Raw genomic sequence first — 17657 nt, 5'->3', positions numbered from 1 at the left:
GGAAAGTAACATAAAGTGAAATGAACGATCAATAGTTTTTAGTAATAGCTTGATAAATAGCAGCGGTGGCTAAGCAATTGCTGTAAATATCGTCACACTATCGTTTGGGAAAGAGATCCCCGGTTCATTCGTTCCTCATACCCGAGGATGACGACGTGGGGTTATAAACGTTGCTAGAGAAGCTTTTAGGTCATGGCGTCTTTCCGTCATTCCCTAGCACGAGGAACGAGTTCATAGGGAATCTCGCTTTTAAAAACTAACTTGATTGCAAAATTTGAAACAGAGATAGAAATGAATGTTGAGTGCGGATTCGAACAAGAAGAGTTCTTAAACGTAAAAGCTAAACGTCAGAAACCAAAAAGCCCGAACATTTCTGTTCGGGCTTCTTAATTTGGAGCGATACATCGGGTTCGAACCGATGACCTCAACCTTGGCAAGGTTGCGCTCTACCAACTGAGCTAGTATCGCATTTGCTTTATCGAGATAAAGACTTTAATAGATGGTGCCCCGGGCCGGACTTGAACCGGCACAGCGCGAACGCCGAGGGATTTTAAATCCCTTGTGTCTACCAATTCCACCACCAGGGCACGCAATTCTTTATTGCGATGCCGATTACTGAAAAGTAAAACACCATCTTAATGCTGACGCCAATCAACATTACAAAATTTGGAGCGATACATCGGGTTCGAACCGATGACCTCAACCTTGGCAAGGTTGCGCTCTACCAACTGAGCTAGTATCGCATTTTCATTCAAATTCTTTCTAGAAGAAAGAGAGAATGGAGGCGCCTCCCGGAGTCGAACCGAGGTCCACGGATTTGCAATCCGCTGCATAGCCACTCTGCCAAGGCGCCTTAGTAACTCCAATCGAATCGCTCATTGCCATCCTCTTGGGTACGGGATGCATTCTACGGATTCAGACGATTGAGTCAATATTATTTTTGTATTTTTAATTCGTTTGAATAGATTTCATACGAAACAAGCCAAATGGCTGACTTTATGTTCAAAACACACTGTGAGCGGGTTATTCAAAGGAGATCTATATCACATTAGATATCCACTATTGATAACTTAACCTTAGGTTAAAGATCAAAAAAGCGAGCCTCAGCTCGCTTCTTCATCAATGATGTTTTTCGTCTAACAAATCGTCTTTGGCAGCCATCAAGTATTGTGCCATTGACCAATAAGTAAGAACGGTGGCGACATACAGTGCAATGTAACCTACCCACACCATCCAGTCGTCGTATCTCCAGATAAGTACCCAAAGAGCGAACATCTGAGAAACCGTTTTGACTTTACCAACCCAAGATACCGCAACACTTGCGCGTTTACCGATTTCAGCCATCCATTCACGAAGCGCTGAAATGATGATCTCACGAGCAATCATGGTCACGGCTGGAATAGTTATCCAAATAGAGTGGTAATGCTCTGTAATCAGGATAAGAGCCGTAGCGACCAACACTTTGTCAGCCACAGGGTCAATGAAGGCACCGAAGCGAGACGTTTGCCCTAACTTACGAGCTAGCATGCCATCTAGCCAATCAGTGAAACCGGCTACCCAAAACACCATCGCAGCAGCGAAAGGAGCCCATTGATAAGGTAGATAGAAAACGACAACGAATACTGGGATCAAAAATAGTCTCAGTAAGGACAAAATGTTAGGTATATTCAAACGCATATTATTGGGCTCTTATTAATTGCGCTTTAATGGTGCGGGATTTTTACTATTGTTTCAATGCTTGATAAATGTTTTCTGCCAAAGAATGACTAATGCCCGGCACTTTGGCTATTTCTTCGACAGTTGCACGCTTAAGTTCTTGTAAGCCACCCATATATTTCAGCAAAGCTTGACGACGTTTAGGTCCTACCCCTTCAATTCCTTCCAAAGCACTGGTTCTGCGCGTTTTACCACGTTTCGCCCTGTGCCCTGCAATCGCATGATTATGGCTCTCATCACGAATGTGCTGGATAAGATGCAGCGCTGGTGCATCGCTAGGTAAATTAAACTCTTCACCTTCAAGGGTTACCAAAGTTTCTAAACCCGGTTTACGCGTCACGCCTTTCGCAATACCCATCATTCTTGGTCTAAACGGCCAATCACCCCAATATTGAGAAATGATCTCATGAGCGCGGTTTAGCTGACCTTTACCACCATCGATAAAGATGATGTCTGGGATCTTGTCGACATCGAGTTGCTTCGAATAACGTCTCTCAAGCGCCTGAGCCATCGCTGCATAATCATCGCCACCTGTAATGCCGGTGATGTTGTAACGACGGTACTCTGGTTTAACCGGGCCTTCTTGATTGAACACCACACACGACGCAATCGTGCTTTCACCCATGGTATGACTGATATCAAAACATTCCATGCGCTTGATAGCATCCATCGACAGCACTTCTTGGAGCTCTTTGAAGCGCTGATTAATCGTCATCTTGTGATTAATCTTGGTGGTAATAGCCGTCAATGCATTGGTATTAGACAATTTAAGGTAACGACCTCGAGTACCTGAAGGGTTGGTATTGAAGTGAATCTTACGACCCGCTACTTCACACAAGGCTTCTTGAATCGGTGTGACATCTTCCATCAAATCGGCATTGAGAATCAAACGGGTTGGGATGGTTCTCGCTTCACTATGCGCAAGATAGTATTGGCTTAAAAAGCTCGAAAAGACCTCTTCTCGCACCGTATTGTTGGGAATTTTAGGGAAATGGCTTCTACTGCCTAAAACCTTGCCTTGGCGAATCATCAAGATATGAATACACGCTACGCCATTCTCTTGAGCAAATCCCAACACGTCCATATCTTCCATTGAATCGTCAGATACGTATTGTTGTTCTTGCACACGTCGAATCGCTTGGATTTGATCACGGAAAGCGGCAGCTTGTTCAAAACGAAGCTCACGGCTTGCCTTGTCCATTTTGTCGATGAGCGTCTCAAGGACTAATTTGTCTTTCCCTTGCAGGAACAGACGAACGTAGTCGATAAGTTCACTGTACTCTTCATCAGAGATGATTGAGCTAACACATGGCGCAGCACAACGACCAATCTGATACATCAAACACGGGCGCGTTCTATTGGCATAAACCGTATCTTCACACTGGCGGGCAGGGAAAATCTTTTGGATTAGGTGTAGCGTCTCACGCACAGCGCCGGAATCAGGATAAGGACCAAAGTATTCGCCCTTTTTCTTCTTAGCACCACGGTGCATCGACAAACGAGGATGCTTGTGACCGCTAATAAAAATATAAGGGTACGACTTATCATCACGCAAAAGTACGTTGTATTTAGGCAAGTACTGCTTGATGTAGTTGTGCTCAAGAATGAGCGCTTCTGTTTCCGTGTGCGTTACAGTGACATCGATCTTGTCAATATTACTAACTAGAGCGCGTGTTTTTTCACTGTCGACTTTTTTACGGAAATAACTGGAAAGGCGTTTTTTGAGGTTCTTAGCTTTACCGACGTAAATAACGGCAGCCTCGGCGTTATACATTCGATAAACGCCGGGCTGCTCTGTTACTGTCTTGAGGAATGAGACTGAGTCAAACAAGTTGGTCACTATACGATCTCAGTATTAAAGGGTCTCAGTGTCTAACATTCCATGTCTAATCGCTAAATGCGTCAGCTCTACATCGCCACTGATATCCAGCTTGCTGAACAAACGGTAGCGGTAACTGTTGACTGTTTTAGGACTTAGATTGAGTTGTTCTGAAATATCCGTCACTTTCTGACCTTTGGTAATCATCATCATGATTTGAAGTTCACGTTCAGATAAGTCTGCGAATGGATTTTCAGACGCAGGCGAGAATTGGCTCAAAGCCATCTGCTGCGCAATTTCTGGTGAAATGTATCGTTGGCCACTATTAACCACTCGAATTGCATTTACCATTTCATCCGGACCTGCCCCTTTAGTAAGGTAACCAGCAGCTCCAGCTTGCATCACTTTAGTTGGAAACGGATTTTCCGTATGAACAGTTAAAACGATGATTTTAACATCAGGGTTGAAACGCAAGATCTTCTTGGTTGCTTCTAAGCCACCAATACCAGGCATATTCATATCCATCAAAATAACGTCAGTATTGTTAGTACGACACCATTTTGCAGCATCTTCACCGCTTTCAGCTTCCCCTGCTACGTTCATTCCACGGACGTCTTCAATAATACGTCGTATCCCTGTGCGAACCAGCTCGTGATCATCTACAAGGAAAACATTTATCAAACTTGTATCTCCACACTATTAATTGGCTCTGCAACCACTGTGTCGTTTCATCTGTTTGAAACAATTGAACAAAGGAACAGTGGATCGCAGCATTGAGTACATCTTAACTTAATTACTAAAAAAAAGCTCTGTTGAATATGTGCTGAAACACGAACTTTAGCAAGTACTTATTAACAAATAAGCTAACTAAAACAACAAGCTTTTTCTAAAAATCAACCAGTTAAAACAACACCCAATAAAATTACACAAGATAAAGATATTTTCAATACCATTGAATAACCATTCGCGACAATTTCACTTATTTGCTTATAGAGTCCCGTTATTTGCCTCTGTTAACTAGAATTTAGTTAGTATTTTTGCTGCCTGTTGTGCGCTGAGGGTCGCTAAGTGGTAGTATTCGATTCCCAATTTCAATAGGTTACTACATTGGATATTCAGCAAGGCTTTGTACTTACAAGACAAGCGAGAGATTTTTCAGGGCGCACGCAAATCGACTTGTGGTTAAGCACCCCTCAAGGCCCTACTCTGCTGACCATTCCAAATGAAAAACCTGTATTTTTTGTCGCTCAATCTGATTTAGAAGCATGTCAGACAATCGCAGCCAAAGAGTCGATTGATTGCCAATTTAAGCCTCTAGAACTAGCCACATTCGAGCAAACACCTCTCGCCGCGTGTTATACCTCGCTGTCGAGAAGTAGCTTTGGTTTAGCGCAAGCCTTCCATAACGAAGAAATCCAAACCTTTGAAAGCGATATTCGACTCGCTGACCGATTCTTGATGGAACGCTTTATCAAAGGAAGTATTGAGTTCACGGGTACCGCGGTACAAAAGAACCAGCATCGCAGAGTCTCAAATGCGAAATGCCGAGCGGGCGACTACTTACCCAATCTATCTGTCGTCTCGCTTGATATTGAATGTTCAGAAAAAGGCGTGCTTTATTCGATTGGTCTAGACAGCTCGATGGATAGCCGAGTGATCATGGTCGGCGCCCCTCAAGAAGCCGGCACCAACATCCAATGGGTTGCCAACGAAAAAGCTCTTCTTGAAGCCATGATTATGTGGTTCTCTGAATTTGACCCTGACATCATCATTGGTTGGAATGTTATCGACTTCGACTTTAGGCTGCTGCACAAACGTTCAGAATGGAACGAAGTAAAGCTAAATATCGGTAGAGACAATCAACCAAGCTTTTTCCGTAGCTCTGCACAGAATCAGCAGGGGTTTATCACTATCCCAGGGCGCGTTGTCTTGGATGGTATCGATATGCTTAAAACGGCAACCTACCACTTCCGGTCTTGGTCACTGGAGTCGGTATCGCAAGAGTTACTTGGTGAAGGCAAAGACATCCACAACGTTCATGACCGCATGGATGAGATTAACCGGATGTTTAAGTTCGATAAGCCTTCACTCGCTAAGTACAACCTTCAAGACTGTGTGTTGGTAAACCGAATCTTCGAACATACCCACCTACTCGATTTTGCGATTGAGCGTTCGCGACTGACTGGTGTCGAGCTTGATCGTGTTGGCGGTTCTGTTGCTGCTTTTACTAATTTGTACCTACCACAGATACACAGAGCGGGTTATGTCGCGCCTAACTTAGAGCCTGAGAACTGGATTGCTAGCCCCGGTGGTTATGTGATGGATTCAATTCCCAACCTGTACGACTCTGTATTGGTGCTCGACTTCAAGAGCCTATACCCATCAATCATCCGCTCGTTCCTGATTGACCCTATGGGGTTAATCGAAGGATTGAAGCTGGAACTAGGCCCTGAAGAAAACCAAGCGGTCGAGGGTTTTAGAGGCGGTCAATTCCACCGTTCAAAGCACTTTCTGCCAGAGATGATCGAAAACCTATGGGCTGCACGTGATGTGGCGAAGAAGAACAACGAGAAGGCGTTCTCTCAAGCGATTAAGATCATCATGAACTCGTTTTATGGTGTGTTGGGTTCGTCTGGTTGTCGCTTCTTTGATACTCGCCTAGCCTCGTCGATCACCATGCGCGGTCATGAAATCATGAAGCAAACCAAGGTTCTGATCGAAAACAAAGGCTATCAGGTGATTTATGGCGATACCGATTCAACCTTCGTGTCTCTGAACGGCAGCTATGATCAGCTAAAAGCAGACGAGATCGGGAATGAACTTGTCACTTACATCAACGATTGGTGGACGAATCACTTAAAAGAAACCTACAACCTAACCTCTATACTCGAATTGGAATATGAGACTCACTATCGCAAGTTTCTTATGCCAACCATTCGAGGTTCAGAAACTGGCTCGAAGAAGCGCTATGCCGGTTTAATCAATCAAGGCGACCAAGAGAAAATCATCTTCAAAGGGCTTGAGAGTGCAAGAACAGACTGGACGCCGTTGGCACAACAGTTCCAACAAACCTTGTATGAGATGGTGTTTCACGATCAAGATCCAACCGACTACGTCAGACAGTTTGTTGATGAAACCTCTGCTGGCAAACATGACGATTTACTGGTTTACCAGAAGCGTCTGCGTCGTAAGCTACATGAATACCAAAAGAACATTCCACCGCAGGTTCGTGCAGCTCGTATGGCCGATGAAATCAATGCTCAGTTAGGGCGCCCTCTTCAATACCAAAACAAAGGACGTATTGAATATTTGATTACTCTGAGCGGCCCTGAGCCTAAAGAGTATTTAAAGAGTGGTATTGATTATCAGCATTACATCGACAAACAGATTAAACCCGTCGCTGAAGCTATCTTACCCTTCATCGGGTTAGATTTTGAGAGAGTCAGTGGACAGCAATTAGGTTTGTTCTAGCACTATATTCAATATGCTCTTAAAACGAAAAAAGCAGAGATATGTTCTTCAGCACACTCTGCTTTTTAGTATCAATGGATCGGTTATAAATCTCTATCCGATTCTGAACTCGGTTTTCTGATACTGCTTAATCAACCACTCACCAAAGCCATCAAGAATACCGATCACCGAACGTTTAGGGATTGGTCGACCAGAAAGTAAAATGCCCAACCTTTGGATTTCGACTTCTCGATCTCGGTGATACTTCAAGAACTGTTGGCCACATTCAACAGGATCATCGTACCAATATTTATCGCGGTACATCACCAGTGAGTAACTCGCCCGTAGAAGCTTCTTGGCAATAATCACCTGCGCAGCGACTTGTTGTTCTGGCGTTGTCGCTCGTGCGATCTTGTTGCGATACACCGCCAACCAGTTTTCCGCATCCATATTCCAGTGCTTAGCGATTTCCCAACTTGTTTCAAAATCACCATAGCAGTCTGATAAGTCTTCACCATGCACACACACGGCTAAATGCTTGAGCATAAAACCCCAAGTGAAGATATTGTCGAAATCGACTATCTCACTCACTAAGGTAGTTTTTATCGCCACTTGAGTTACCTGCGGGAAGCTCTTTTGGAAACGCCATTTGATGGTGTTCAACAAAGTGGTTCGTTGGTCAGGAAACGGTCGATGGGTCACCACAACCACATCTAGATTGGAGCGACCGAAGACGGCTTGCTTACGAGCCACACTGCCATAAATATAAATACTGTGCAGATTAGATCCTAACCCACCTTTTAGAAAGGTAATCAGATCGTTAACCACAGGTTGAAATTCAGGTTGAAAAGGCTGTGTTGGGTCAATAACGGGTAGCTGCATAGGTCGTTTCGGTAAATAAAATAATGATTTAACTATAACTCTATGATCGCCTAGGTGACTTTATGATTCAAGCTATTCCTATTTATAGCATCTCCGAGATATAATCAGCGGATAGACCCACTAAGGACAAACACAAAATGCCTAGAGCAAGTGAAATTAAAAAAGGTTTTGCTATCACAGTAGAAAGCAAAACAGTGATCGTTAAAGATATCGAAGTAACAACACCAGGCGGCCGTGGCGGCCAAAAGATTTACCGCTTCCGTGGTAACGATGTAGCAACTGGCGTTAAAACTGAAGTTCGCCACAAGGCTGACGAAATTGTTGAAACTATTGACGTAACTAAGCGTGCAGTAATGTTCTCTTACGTTGATGGCAACGAGTACATCTTCATGGACAACGAAGATTACACACAATTCATCTTCAACGGTGAGACTATCGAAGACGAACTACTGTTCATCAACGAAGAAACTCAAGGCATGTACGCGATCCTTATCGACGGCAACGCTGCAACGCTTGAGCTACCAACATCTGTTGAACTAGTTATCGAAGAGACTGATCCTTCAATCAAAGGTGCATCAGCGTCTGCTCGTACTAAGCCTGCTCGTCTTTCTACAGGTCTTACTATTCAAGTGCCTGAATACATCGCGACTGGCGACAAAGTAGTAGTAAACACTGCTGAACGTAAATACATGAACCGCGCAAGCTAAGATACTTATTATGACCGAAGCTAACGACCTAATGTCTTATGACGACGCAATTGACACTGCATACGACATCTTCCTAGAGATGGCACCTGACAACCTAGAGCCTGCAGACGTGATTCTTTTCACTGCTCAGTTTGAAGATCGTGGCGCAGCAGAGCTTGTTGAAACTGGCGATGATTGGGTTGAACATGTTGGCTTTGAAGTCGACAAAGAGATCTACGCTGAAGTGCGCATTGGTCTTGTGAATGAAGCTGATGACGTTCTAGACGACGTATTTGCTCGCATGTTAATCAGCCGTGATCCAGAACATAAGTTCTGCCACATGCTGTGGAAACGCGACTAATACCGCTGTTGACGCTCATCTGCATGAGTAAACAAGTATTCATGTAAGCGAGTTAAAAGTTAGCCGAGCCCATTGCTCGGCTATTTTTATCACGCTATTTTCCATCGTGATTCATCACTTTCATCATCAACGTTAGATTCACTGATTATGACCAAAGCAAAAACAGACACACAATCAAAAGGCTATGCCTGCATTGGCCTAGTTAACCCAAAGACGCCAGAAAACGTAGGCTCAGTGATGCGAGCAGCTGGCTGCTACGGCGCCAACTCTGTGTTTTACACTGGCACACGCTACGACCATGCGCGAAAATTCCATACCGATACCAAAGAAAAGCACTTAGCCCTGCCTTTGATTGGTGTTGAAGAGCTGAAAGATATTATTCCAGTAGGCTGCGTGCCGGTTGCTGTTGATCTGATTGAAGGCGCTAAGCCTCTACCTGATTACAAGCACCCACCACGTGCGTTTTACATTTTTGGCCCAGAAGATGGCACGCTAAAGAAAGAAATCACAGATTTCTGTCGTGAGACGATTTACGTTCCGACCAACGGCTGTATGAATCTAGCGGCATCAGTGAATGTTGTGCTTTACGACCGACTGGCGAAAGGCGATAACTTTTCGAATCATAAGTAAAAGAAACGAGATACGAGATACGAGCAGATTATAGATGCGCCTACACGAGATAAGAGATGCGAAAAGCTCGCTTACTGTCACTTATGGCAGCATGTTTTCGATACTCGGTTACTCGCATCCCGCATCTGCTATTTCTCCAGACGTAAAAAAACCTGCTAAATGAGCAGGTTTTTTAGTATTCAGTGCTTTCAGCTAATGAAGCTTTACGCGTAAGAAATTACGTAATTACTGACGTGTTCTTGGCTTAGCTGGTTTAGCCGGACGACCGTTGTTCTGTTTAGGCTTACTTTTGTTAGCCTGAGGTTTGCCTTTGTTTGCAGCTGGAGCGCTACGACCTGAATCAGGTGTTGTAGTACCGCGAGTTGCAGGCTTCTTACGCTTAGTTTGGTTGCTACGGCCTTTTGGTGCGTTTGCACGCTCTTCGTGACGTTTAACAGCACGACGAATTTTTTGGCTACGAGAACGCTCACGCTTACGAGAAGTGTTTGAAGGATCAAGATCCAACAGTGTCTCTTTCTCAGGCTTAAGCTCAACAAGCTCACGCAGGTAGTTAACTTCTTGAAGATCTAGCTCTTTCCAACCGCCACGAGGCAGTTTCTTATCAAGGTAGATATCACCGTAACGTACACGTTTCAGGCGGCTTACTGTCGTTTCTTGAGATTCCCAAAGACGACGAACTTCACGGTTACGACCTTCGTTAATCGCTACGTAGAAAGTATGGTTCATACCTTCACCACCAGCGTAAACAACATCTTCAAAACGAGCCATGCCGTCTTCTAGTTGTACACCACGAGTAACGTTTTTAACTTTTTGCTCAGTCACTTCACCGAATACACGTACTAGGTACTCACGCTCAACCTGACGGCTTGGGTGCATTAGACGGTTTGCAAGCTCACCATCAGTAGTGAAAAGCAAAAGGCCTGATGTGTTTGCATCAAGACGACCAACTGAAATCCAACGAGAACCACGGATCTTAGGTAGACGATCGAAAACAGTACGGCGGCCTTCAGGGTCGTGACGAGTACAAAGCTCACCTTCAGGTTTGTAGTAAGCAAGTACACGACAAACCACTTCTTCAGAAGCCTTGCCTGAAACAGTATGGCCATCGATACGGATCACTGAGTTCTCGTCTTCAAGACGCTCGCCCAGTTTCGCAACTTGACCGTTAACACTTACACGACCAGATTTGATTAAACCTTCTAGTTCACGACGAGAACCGTGACCAGCTCGCGCTAAAACCTTCTGTAATTTTTCGCTCATTTACTCTTTTCTACCTAATTGTCGTCTTCACAGACGTCGAATGAATTTTTCGCGACCAAATCGCGGTCGCGTATTATCGCAAATAACCTGCCAAAAAGCACTTGTTATTTACTGTGGCAGGTTTGCTGTATCGTTACAGACTGTTAATCAGTAAAGCGATTATTCAAACGGCGCAGGATCGCCAGCACCACGACGTAGAACCACGGCATCATCGTCACTGAAGTCAATAACCGTCGTCGGTTGCTCACCTAAGTAACCGCCATTCAAAATGACATCAACCGCATGTTCTAGGCTGTCACGAATTTCTTCTGGATCCGACTCCGTAGTCTCGTTACCCGGCAGAATCAGAGACGTCGACATTAATGGTTCACCCATCGCTTCCAAAAGGTCGAGTGCAATCTTGTTGTCTGGGACACGAATACCAATCGTTTTACGCTTGGCGTTCATCAAACGCTTTGGCACTTCTTTGGTTGCTTTAAAGATAAACGTGTAAGCACCTGGTGTATGTGCTTTCAGTAGACGGAAAGCCACGTTATCGACGCGTGCATACAGTGATAATTCAGAAAGATCACGACATAACAAGGTGAAATTGTGCTTGTCATCGATGCGACGAATTTTACAGATACGTTCAAGTGCTTGTTTGTTTTCAAGCTGACAGCCCAGCGCATAACCGGAATCTGTTGGATAAACCACAACGCCGCCATTGCGAATAATCGCAACCGCTTGAGTAATTAAGCGTGCTTGTGGGTTATCTGGGTGTACATAAAAAAACTGGCTCATTATTGATCCTCGTTATCGAATCTCTCGACTCTATCATCAGAAGGAGCTGGCTCACCTAAAGACTATTCAGATGGTGAAACCGTTTGAAACTCCCAATCTTTCCATACTTCTTCGACCCCAGAAGGTAGCCAGAGATTGCGTCCAAGTTCCATCCACGGAGATGGGTAATGGAAATCACTGCCTTGGGAGGCTAATAGTTTGTATTGTATAGCATAATCCGCGAGTGTGCGTCTTTCTTGTTGCGCTTGCTGAGGTTGAGCTACTTCCATCGCATCCCCTTTCGCTTCAACAAATGCCGCTAGCAGGCGCTTAACCCACTTGGCTGTAAGGCCATATCGCCCAGGGTGAGCGAGCACGGCTTGTCCACCAGCAGCATGAATAGCCGTGACAGCATCACTCATTGAACACCACGTTGGCGGCACATAACCTGGGTTATTGCGAGTAAGAAACTTTTTAAACACCTGCTGCATGGTTTTCGCATAGCCATTGTCGACTAGCCACTTAGCAAAGTGAGCGCGAGTGATTGGTGCATCACCCGCAATCAATTTAACTTCTTCTAACACCCCTTCACGAGTCGCTTTCTCAAGACGGTGAGCGATCATCTCAGCACGCCCAATACGGTGTTGCTTCTGTTGTTCAATGAGCGCTTTGAGTTCTGGTGACTCAGGATCAACGTTTAACCCAACAATATGGATATCTTTGTTTTGCCAAACAGTCGAAATCTCAATGCCGTTGATCAGCTGAATAGGAAGATTGTTATCAGCAATATAGTTGCGTGCTTCAGCAAGCCCATCAGTCGTGTCATGATCTGTAATCGCTAGCGCTTCGATGTTAAAGCCAAGCGCTCGGTCAATTAGCTCAGGTGGAGTAAGTCGGCCATCTGAGGCTGTTGTATGACTATGTAGATCAATTCTCATATATTCTTTTTCATTGTTTTCAATTTTTATCGTTATATTTGTGTCAACACACTTGACCCGCAAGCAGAAAACTAGTTAACTAGTACACAAATACGAAGTATCACATTTGATAGGTTCACCATGTTACAAGAATTTAACCAAAACCATAAAGATAAAGTTTTAGAACTTTCTTCAGTAGAAGCAAGTTCAGAGCTTAATTGGTGGCGCACTTGGACAAGTTCTTGGTGGGCTAACGTGTACTTCTAGTTAAACAGTTTGTTTATAAAAAAGTTATCACTAAGCCCGCTTTAATAGCGGGCTTTTTAATTTGTCGAACATCTCACATTCAACTGACTAACAAATCATCGAATTGACCATATTCTAGATTGGGTGAAAGGTATCTTTATGCGACTATGTACGGCAGGAAATTTAAAGAATCATAAAGGAGGTCTTGTGAACAAGGCCATTGAAATCAAAAAGCTGGGAACCATTGAGGTCATCAATTCCTCAGTTCCTTACTCGCAAGATCCAACCAGCGTTTTTCATACTTTGTGTGAAAACAAAACTGATAGTCTTTTGTTGGAATCTGCCGAGATTGAATCTAAACAGAACCTGACAAGTCTACTCCTTATCGACTCTGCTGTTCGCATCGTATGTCGCGGACATGAAGTAACCTTTCAAGCATTGACTGAAAACGGTCAAGCGCTTATCGAACATCTCACTCAAAACGTGAAAGCAGAAATTAAATCTGACCTTACTGATAACGTTTTGACGCTGACTTTTATCGAACCAAGCAACGAATTAGACGAAGACTCACGTTTAAGAGAAGCGTCTTCATTCGATGCACTGCGTTTGGTTCAGCACAGCTTTGAGCAAGACGCGGATAACAAACACGCATTATTCATGGCGGGCTTATTCGCTTACGACATCGTGGCAAACTTTGAGCCACTAGGTGATGCTGAAGCAACCAACAATTGTCCTGACTTTGTCTTCTACGTAGCTGAAACACTATTGCGTTTCGACCACCAAGAGAACGAAGGCCTACTTCATGCGAGCTTATTTGCTCAAGATGACAGCATCAAAGCGCAATTGACTGACCGTCTAACCGACATTCAAACTCAGTGTCAGTCACTGAAAGCCATCACGGAAGTTACGCCGTTAGACAACGTTGAAGCAGTACCAAGCGTTTCAGATGAAGACTTCTGCCAAACGGTTCGTGATTTAAAAGAGTACGTAGTTAAAGGCGATGTATTCCAAGTGGTACCTTCACGCCGCTTTACTCTACCTTGCCCAGCTCCACTGGCGGCTTATAAAGAACTCAAACAAAGTAACCCAAGCCCTTACATGTTCTACATGCAAGACGAGCTGTTTACTCTGTTCGGAGCTTCTCCAGAAAGTGCTCTGAAATACGAGACAGAAACCAACCAAATCGAGATCTACCCGATTGCTGGTACTCGTCGTCGTGGTAAGCGCCCAGACGGTCAAATCGATTTCGACCTAGACAGCCGTATCGAGCTTGAACTGCGTACCGACAAGAAAGAAAACGCCGAGCACATGATGCTAGTTGACCTAGCGCGTAACGATGTGGCACGTATTGCCGAAGCTGGCACTCGCCACGTAGCAGACTTGCTAAAAGTTGACCGCTACAGCCATGTAATGCACTTGGTTTCTCGTGTTGTTGGTCAGCTCCGTGAAGACTTAGATGCTCTGCACGCTTACCAAGCTTGTATGAACATGGGCACGCTAACGGGCGCACCAAAAATCCGCGCAATGCAGCTTATTCGAGACGTAGAAAAAACGCGTCGTGGTAGCTACGGTGGTGCAGTCGGTTATCTAACTGGTGAAGGGACTCTAGATACTTGTATCGTAATTCGCTCTGCTTACGTTGAAGATGGCGTGGCACAAGTACAAGCAGGCGCTGGGGTCGTATTTGACTCAGACCCACAAGCAGAAGCCGATGAAACTCGCGGCAAGGCACAAGCGGTTATCTCAGCGATTCAAGCTGCACACACTAAAAGCGCTGCAGTAAATCAGAACACATCAAACAAGAAGGAGTCGTAATCATGGCTGATATTGTATTCATCGATAACTTCGACTCATTCACTTACAACCTTGTAGACCAGTTTCGTTCATTAGGTCACAGCGTAAAGATTTACCGTAACAACATTCCGGCAAAGGTTGTTGAAGCTGCGATCAACGAACTAGACAACCCTGTTGCACTGCTTTCGCCAGGCCCTGGCGCTCCAGCAGATGCGGGCTGTATGCCAGAGCTAATTCAGCTTCTAAAAGGTAAAGTACCAATGATTGGTATTTGCTTAGGCCACCAAGCAATCGTTGAAGCCTATGGCGGCACCGTTGCAGGCGCTGGCGAAATCATTCATGGTAAGGTGTCGATGATGGAACACCAAAACCATGCGACTTACCAAGGCTTACCTTCGCCACTGGCTATCGCTCGCTATCACTCTTTAGTGGCAACGCATGTATCTGATAGCCTAACGGTGACAGCTGAAGTCGATGATTTGGTGATGTCTGTGGTTCAAGAACAAGACAAGGTGTGTGGATTCCAATTCCACCCTGAATCAATTATGACGACCTACGGTGCAACGCTTCTAGCAAACGCTATCGAATGGGCTCTTGAGAAACCTCTTCGCCTTGAAAAGACTGGAAAATAGGAAACGATCATGGAACAGATTAATAAACTTTACGAACAGCAGTCTCTTACTCAAGAAGAAAGCCAACAATTGTTTGATGTGATCATCAAGGGGGAACTTGACCCAATCTTGATGGCTTCTGCGCTGACTGCACTAAAAATCAAAGGCGAAACGCCCGATGAGATCGCTGGTGCGGCGAAAGCACTGCTTGCGAATGCAAACCCGTTCCCGCGCCCTGATTACGATTTCGCAGACATCGTAGGTACAGGTGGCGACGGTCACAACACCATTAATATTTCGACGACTTCTGCATTTGTTGCCGCAGCGTGTGGCTTAAAAGTCGCGAAGCACGGTAACCGCAGCGTATCGAGCAAATCAGGCTCTTCTGACTTACTGGATTCGTTCGGTATCAACCTAGCGATGACAACTGAAGACACACGTACGGCTGTTGATGAACTTGGCGTAGCATTCCTATTTGCTCCGCAATATCACGTTGGTGTACGTCACGCGATGCCGGTTCGTCAAACAATGAAAACGCGCACTATCTTCAATATTCTTGGCCCACTGATTAACCCTGCTCGCCCTAACATCGAGCTAATGGGTGTTTACAGCAAAGAGCTGGTACGCCCTATCGCGGAAACCATGCTGCAAATGGGCATGAAGCGCGCGGCGGTTGTTCACGGTAGCGGCCTTGATGAAGTAGCGATTCACGGCGAAACCATGGTTGCTGAAATCAAAGATGGCACAATTCACGAATACACAGTGACACCAGCAGACTTTGGTTTGAACACTCACCCTCTTGAAGCAATCAAGGGCGGCGAGCCAGAAGAGAACAAAGCCATCACAACCGATATCCTGACGGGTAAAGGCACTGATGCTCAAGTTGGCGCAGTGGCAGTCAACGTTGCTCTGCTGATGCGTCTATTTGGTCACGAAGACCTAAAAGCCAACGCTCAGCAAGCGATTGACGCGATGAACTCTGGCAAAGCGTACGAGCTTGTACATAAGCTTGCTGCACACGCCTAACGAACGACGAATTGAGACAAAGAACATGACACAGACTACCGATAAACTGTCGACCCACGTTTCAGTCAAAGAAGCTGAAATGGCGGAAGTATTAGCAAAAATCGTTCGTGATAAATACCAATGGGTTGAAGCGCGTAAGCAGACTCAACCATTAGACGAGTTTAAAGCGTCACTAACTGCAACAGACCGCAGCTTTTATGACGCTCTGAGCGGAGAACAAACGGTTTTCATCACTGAATGTAAAAAGGCCTCTCCGTCAAAAGGTTTAATCCGTGACGAGTTTGACCTCGACTACATTGCTTCTGTTTACAACAACCACGCAAACGCGATTTCTGTGCTGACAGACGAGAAGTACTTCCAAGGTGACTTTGAGTTTTTACCTAAAGTTCGCAGCATTGCTAAGCAGCCTATCCTGTGTAAAGACTTCATGGTTGATACCTACCAAGTGTATCTAGCTCGTCATTACTCAGCTGATGCTATCTTGCTAATGCTATCGGTATTAGATGACGAAGAGTACAAAGCGCTGGCGGAAGTCGCTCACTCACTCAACATGGGTGTATTGACCGAAGTCAGCAACGAAGAAGAGCTTCACCGTGCAGTCGCTCTAAACGCTAAGGTGATCGGCATTAACAACCGTAATCTTCGTGACCTTTCGACTGATTTGAACCGTACTAAAGAGTTGGCGCCGCTGATTCGCGAACTGGCTCCAAACGCAGTTGTGATTTCAGAGTCTGGCATCTACACACATCAACAAGTTCGTGACCTTTCAACGTTTGCAGATGGCTTCCTAATCGGTAGCTCTCTAATGGCAGAGAAGAACCTCGAGCTTGCGGTACGCAAAGTAACACTGGGTGAAAACAAGGTGTGTGGTTTAACTCACTCTGACGATGCAGCAAAGGCTTATCAAGCTGGTGCGGTATTCGGTGGTCTGATATTCGTTGAAGCATCTAAGCGTCATGTGGATATCGAAGCGGCTCGTTTGACTATGAGCGGCGCACCTTTGAACTACGTGGGTGTGTTCCAAAACCACAGCGTTACTGACGTTGCGAAAACGGTTTCTGAGCTAGGCCTGTTCGCTGTGCAATTGCACGGTGATGAGTCTCAAGCGTTTGTCGATGAGCTAAAACAGTCACTACCTGAAAGCGTTGAGATTTGGAAAGCTTACGGTGTTTCTCCCGATGCTGAGAGCTCGCTACCAGAATTACTGGAAAGCAACGTGACTCGTCACCTGCTAGATACTAAAGTGGGTTCTCAAACTGGTGGCACAGGCCAAGTGTTCGATTGGAACCTAATCAACAACCAAAGCGCAATCATGTTGGCGGGTGGCCTAAACCCAGAAAATGCTAACCAAGCCGCTAAGTTGGGTTGCTTAGGATTAGACCTAAACTCTGGCGTTGAATCCGCTCCAGGAAAAAAAGACGCAGACAAACTGCAACGTGCTTTTGCAGCGATTCGCAATTACTAGTCCAAACTCGGCGCTAGAAATTAGAAAGCAGAAAC

Annotated in this window: 16 protein-coding genes, 4 tRNA genes and 1 other annotated feature; of the genes, 9 read left to right on the top strand and 11 right to left on the bottom strand. The window is 45.1% G+C overall.

Translation table 11 applies throughout. The features are described 5' to 3' along the window. Nucleotides 1–392: 392 nt before the first annotated feature. The 7 genes from AB4375_RS15100 to uvrY all read right to left on the bottom strand — a co-directional run bounded on the left by AB4375_RS15100 (nucleotide 393) and on the right by uvrY (nucleotide 4216). Nucleotides 393–468 (bottom strand) — tRNA-Gly (locus tag AB4375_RS15100). Between the two features lie 32 nt (nucleotides 469–500). Then, nucleotides 501–587, bottom strand: a tRNA-Leu gene (locus AB4375_RS15095). An 80-nt stretch (nucleotides 588–667) separates the two neighbouring features. Continuing rightward, nucleotides 668–743, bottom strand: a tRNA-Gly gene (locus tag AB4375_RS15090). A 36-nt stretch (nucleotides 744–779) separates the two neighbouring features. After that, nucleotides 780–853 (bottom strand) — tRNA-Cys (locus AB4375_RS15085). Between the two features lie 266 nt (nucleotides 854–1119). Further along, a complete protein-coding gene (gene pgsA / locus AB4375_RS15080) occupies nucleotides 1120–1677 on the bottom strand; it encodes a CDP-diacylglycerol--glycerol-3-phosphate 3-phosphatidyltransferase (RefSeq protein WP_017061490.1) in 558 nt (185 codons plus the stop codon). Nucleotides 1678–1723: 46 nt separating this feature from the next. Continuing rightward, a complete protein-coding gene (gene uvrC / locus AB4375_RS15075; RefSeq protein WP_029235668.1) occupies nucleotides 1724–3556 on the bottom strand; it encodes an excinuclease ABC subunit UvrC in 1833 nt (610 codons plus the stop codon). 15 nt (nucleotides 3557–3571) lie between these two features. Beyond that, complete coding sequence (gene uvrY, locus AB4375_RS15070; RefSeq protein WP_004729778.1) at nucleotides 3572–4216, bottom strand: UvrY/SirA/GacA family response regulator transcription factor; 645 nt, start codon at nucleotides 4214–4216, stop codon at nucleotides 3572–3574. A gap of 426 nt (nucleotides 4217–4642) precedes the next feature. Here uvrY and AB4375_RS15065 point away from each other — a divergent pair, with 426 nt between their 5' ends. Then, nucleotides 4643–7006: a DNA polymerase II gene (locus AB4375_RS15065; RefSeq protein WP_372051902.1), complete on the top strand. Its 2364-nt coding sequence runs from the start codon at nucleotides 4643–4645 to the stop codon at nucleotides 7004–7006. 93 nt (nucleotides 7007–7099) lie between these two features. On the opposite strand, the gene AB4375_RS15060 is transcribed toward AB4375_RS15065, so the two are convergent. Then, nucleotides 7100–7867, bottom strand: coding sequence for a nucleotidyltransferase domain-containing protein (locus AB4375_RS15060; protein ID WP_372051901.1), 768 nt, complete (start codon nucleotides 7865–7867; stop codon nucleotides 7100–7102). Nucleotides 7868–8004: 137 nt separating this feature from the next. On the opposite strand from AB4375_RS15060, the gene yeiP reads away from it, so the two are divergent. The 3 genes from yeiP (at nucleotide 8005) to AB4375_RS15045 (ending at nucleotide 9544) form a co-directional block, all read left to right on the top strand. Then, the gene (gene yeiP, locus AB4375_RS15055; RefSeq protein WP_017055115.1) at nucleotides 8005–8574 is read left to right on the top strand and encodes an elongation factor P-like protein YeiP; all 570 of its coding nucleotides are present in this window, start codon (nucleotides 8005–8007) and stop codon (nucleotides 8572–8574) included. A gap of 10 nt (nucleotides 8575–8584) precedes the next feature. Then, nucleotides 8585–8914, top strand: coding sequence for an HI1450 family dsDNA-mimic protein (locus AB4375_RS15050; protein WP_004741258.1), 330 nt, complete (start codon nucleotides 8585–8587; stop codon nucleotides 8912–8914). Between the two features lie 147 nt (nucleotides 8915–9061). Then, entirely contained in the window at nucleotides 9062–9544 is a 483-nt protein-coding gene (locus AB4375_RS15045; RefSeq protein ID WP_017061495.1) for an RNA methyltransferase, read from the top strand. Nucleotides 9545–9769: 225 nt separating this feature from the next. Here AB4375_RS15045 and rluB read toward each other — a convergent pair whose 3' ends face one another. The 3 genes from rluB to rnm all read right to left on the bottom strand — a co-directional run bounded on the left by rluB (nucleotide 9770) and on the right by rnm (nucleotide 12501). Next, nucleotides 9770–10804: a 23S rRNA pseudouridine(2605) synthase RluB gene (rluB, locus tag AB4375_RS15040; RefSeq protein ID WP_136982007.1), complete on the bottom strand. Its 1035-nt coding sequence runs from the start codon at nucleotides 10802–10804 to the stop codon at nucleotides 9770–9772. Nucleotides 10805–10963: 159 nt separating this feature from the next. Then, nucleotides 10964–11584, bottom strand: coding sequence for an L-threonylcarbamoyladenylate synthase (locus tag AB4375_RS15035; protein WP_009848751.1), 621 nt, complete (start codon nucleotides 11582–11584; stop codon nucleotides 10964–10966). A gap of 62 nt (nucleotides 11585–11646) precedes the next feature. Continuing rightward, nucleotides 11647–12501 (bottom strand): RNase RNM, encoded by an 855-nt coding sequence (gene rnm, locus AB4375_RS15030; RefSeq protein WP_017063546.1) that lies wholly within the window; start codon nucleotides 12499–12501, stop codon nucleotides 11647–11649. Between the two features lie 120 nt (nucleotides 12502–12621). On the opposite strand from rnm, the gene AB4375_RS15025 reads away from it, so the two are divergent. The 5 genes from AB4375_RS15025 (at nucleotide 12622) to trpCF (ending at nucleotide 17622) form a co-directional block, all read left to right on the top strand. Continuing rightward, complete coding sequence (locus AB4375_RS15025) at nucleotides 12622–12747, top strand: trp operon leader peptide (protein ID WP_009848753.1); 126 nt, start codon at nucleotides 12622–12624, stop codon at nucleotides 12745–12747. Further along, nucleotides 12694–12808: a sequence feature (Trp leader region), on the top strand. (Overlaps the previous gene by 54 nt.) 125 nt (nucleotides 12809–12933) lie before the next feature. Then, nucleotides 12934–14541 (top strand): anthranilate synthase component 1, encoded by a 1608-nt coding sequence (locus AB4375_RS15020; protein WP_372051898.1) that lies wholly within the window; start codon nucleotides 12934–12936, stop codon nucleotides 14539–14541. A gap of 2 nt (nucleotides 14542–14543) precedes the next feature. Further along, the gene (locus AB4375_RS15015) at nucleotides 14544–15152 is read left to right on the top strand and encodes an aminodeoxychorismate/anthranilate synthase component II (RefSeq protein WP_017063544.1); all 609 of its coding nucleotides are present in this window, start codon (nucleotides 14544–14546) and stop codon (nucleotides 15150–15152) included. Between the two features lie 9 nt (nucleotides 15153–15161). Continuing rightward, nucleotides 15162–16157, top strand: coding sequence for an anthranilate phosphoribosyltransferase (gene trpD / locus AB4375_RS15010; RefSeq protein ID WP_372051897.1), 996 nt, complete (start codon nucleotides 15162–15164; stop codon nucleotides 16155–16157). A gap of 25 nt (nucleotides 16158–16182) precedes the next feature. Next, nucleotides 16183–17622: a bifunctional indole-3-glycerol-phosphate synthase TrpC/phosphoribosylanthranilate isomerase TrpF gene (gene trpCF, locus AB4375_RS15005; RefSeq protein WP_017067403.1), complete on the top strand. Its 1440-nt coding sequence runs from the start codon at nucleotides 16183–16185 to the stop codon at nucleotides 17620–17622. Nucleotides 17623–17657: the final 35 nt, after the last annotated feature.

It is taken from the genome of Vibrio sp. 10N.261.51.C6 (genome assembly GCF_041471785.1).
Taxonomy (GTDB): domain Bacteria; phylum Pseudomonadota; class Gammaproteobacteria; order Enterobacterales; family Vibrionaceae; genus Vibrio; species Vibrio crassostreae_C.
The sequence above is the reverse complement of the archived record's forward strand: the minus strand, read 5'-3'. Positions and strand labels throughout refer to the sequence as shown.